The organism is Streptomyces sp. NPDC002690 (assembly GCF_053592415.1).
This window is the reverse complement of the sequence record NZ_JBSFVR010000653.1, coordinates 1-2,191: the sequence shown is the minus strand read 5'-3', so window position 1 is coordinate 2,191 and position 2,191 is coordinate 1. Positions and strand designations below refer to the sequence as shown.

2 protein-coding genes are annotated in these 2,191 nt (G+C 76.3%); both read left to right on the top strand.

Features of this window, described 5'->3' with window-relative positions; all coding sequences use genetic code 11:
- Positions 1-178: 178 nt before the first annotated feature.
- On the top strand, positions 179-979 hold the full coding sequence (locus ACWD3D_RS36370; RefSeq protein WP_451464933.1) for a hypothetical protein: 801 nt from the start codon (positions 179-181) through the stop codon (positions 977-979).
- Positions 976-2,191: type VII secretion-associated serine protease mycosin (mycP, locus tag ACWD3D_RS36365; protein WP_451464932.1), on the top strand; the 1,216-nt coding region annotated here is incomplete at its 3' end. The genes ACWD3D_RS36370 and mycP, both read left to right, overlap by 4 nt.

The following is a 2,191-nucleotide window of genomic DNA, read 5'->3' as shown; positions in this document are numbered from 1 at the left end:
GAACCGGATTCACCGCCCGCCCACGACCGCCTTCGCCCCGCCGCCGTATCCGACCGCCTTCGCCCCGCCGCCGTATCCGACCGCCTTCGCCCCGCACGGCCGGCCCCCGGCCCCGTACGGGGTACGGCCACCCGGCGCGTACCCCGTACCGCCGCGCTACGGCTTCCCCGAGACGCCGATGGAGACGACGACCCGGCTGCGGCCGATCAAACCGGAGCCCCGGCAACGTGCCAGGACCGCCGCCGCGGCAGCCTGCGTCGTGCTCGGGCTGGGGCTGATCGGCGGCGCGGCGGCCGGGTCCTGGCTCACCGACGACGCCTCGGCCTCGTCCGGCGGGGACACCTCCTGGTCCACCGCCCGCAGCGCCTGGCACAGCCTCCCCGTCGACACGCTCTTCCCCCGGACCCTCCCGGGCAAGGGGACCGGACCGGGCGGCGCCGACCGGGTCTGGACCCGGCTCGGGGTGGCCGCCGACGGCGACTGCGTCGAGGCGCTCGATCCGCTGCTGGTACGCGCCCTCGGCCCGGTGGGCTGCGTACGCGTGGTCCGCGCCACCTACACCGACGCGACCCGGTCCGGCGTCATCACCGTCGGCATGGTCTTCACCGAGGCGGACGCCGAAGCGATGCGGGCGCTCGGCACCCGGTTCACCGACCAGAAGCTCGGCGCTCGCAAGGACCTGATGCCCCGTACGTACCCCGTTCCGGGCACCGTGGCCGAGGGGTTCGGGGCCGGGCAGCGTGCCAGCTGGACGACGCACGTCCTCACCGAGGTGCCCGTACTCGTGTACGCGGTCTCCGGGTTCGCGGACGGACGGGCCGTCCACGACCCGCAGCCCGCCGCCGCGGCCATGGCCCGGGGCGCCACCACCGCCGTCGCCGAGGCGGGCCTGGGCAACGACGCCGAGGGCGTGGCCGACGGGGTGGAACGCGCTCTGCGCGCGACGCTCGCCGACCTGACGGAGGAGAAGCCGCGATGAGCACCCGTGTCCGCACCGCCCGTGTCCCCGCCGCCCGTTCCGGGGCCGCCCGGGCCGTCACCGCCGTGTGCGCGGCCGGGCTGCTCGCGCTGCTGCCCGCCACCCCCGCCCGGGCCGACGCCATCCGCGACCAGCAGTGGGCCCTCGCCGCCCTCCACACCGACCAGGCCTGGCGGACCACCAAGGGCGAGGGCGTCACCGTCGCGGTGCTCGACACCGGTGTCGACGACACCCACCCCGACCTGGCCGGCGGGGTGCTCCCCGGCAAGGACCTCATCGGCTTCGGGGCGGGCCCCGGCGACAAGGCCTGGGCCCTGCACGGCACCGCCATGGCCGGCATCATCGCCGGGCACGGCAACGGCCCCGGCCAGAGCGACGGCGTCCTCGGCGTCGCGCCCGGGGCGAAGATCCTGCCGATCCGGGTGATCCTCGAATCCGCCGACACCTCCCGGGCGAAGGCGCGCAGCTCCCGCGGCACCGCCCTGGCCGACGGCATCCGCTGGGCCGCCGACCACGGCGCCGACGTCATCAACCTGTCGCTGGGCGACGACAGCAAGTCCGCCCACGCGGACGCCTCCGAGGACAACGCCATCCAGTACGCCCTCGCCAAGGGGGTCTCCGTCGTCGCCTCGGCAGGCAACAGCGGGGAGAAGGGGGACAGCACCTCCTACCCCGCCGCCTACCCCGGGGTCATCGCCGTCGCCGCCGTCGACAAGTACGGCACCCACGCCTCCTTCTCCACCCGGCACTGGTACGCCACCGTCAGCGCGCCGGGCGTCGACATCGTCGTCGCCAACCCGGACCGGCACTACTACATCGAGTGGGGCACCTCGGCCGCCGCGGCCTTCGTGTCCGGAGCCGTGGCCCTGGTCCGGGCCGCCCACCCGGACCTCACCCCGGCGCAGATCAAGACGCTCCTCGCCCGGACGGCCCGCGACGCACCGTCCGGCGGCAGGGACGACACGCACGGCTACGGCATCGTCGATCCGGCGGCGGCGATCGCGGCGGGCAAGGGCGCGGCCCTGGCGGACAACAAGGCCGCCGCCGCCGGCTACGGCAAGAAGTACTTCGGCGCCGGTCCCGACCCCGAGTCGGGCGACGGCGGACCGGCCGCCTGGACCGCCCCCGCCGCGGGGGTCGCGGGCGTCCTTTTCCTGGGGGGTGCCGTCGTGCTGTGGCGCGGCAGGCACCGCCCGGCGCCCCGGTTCGGCT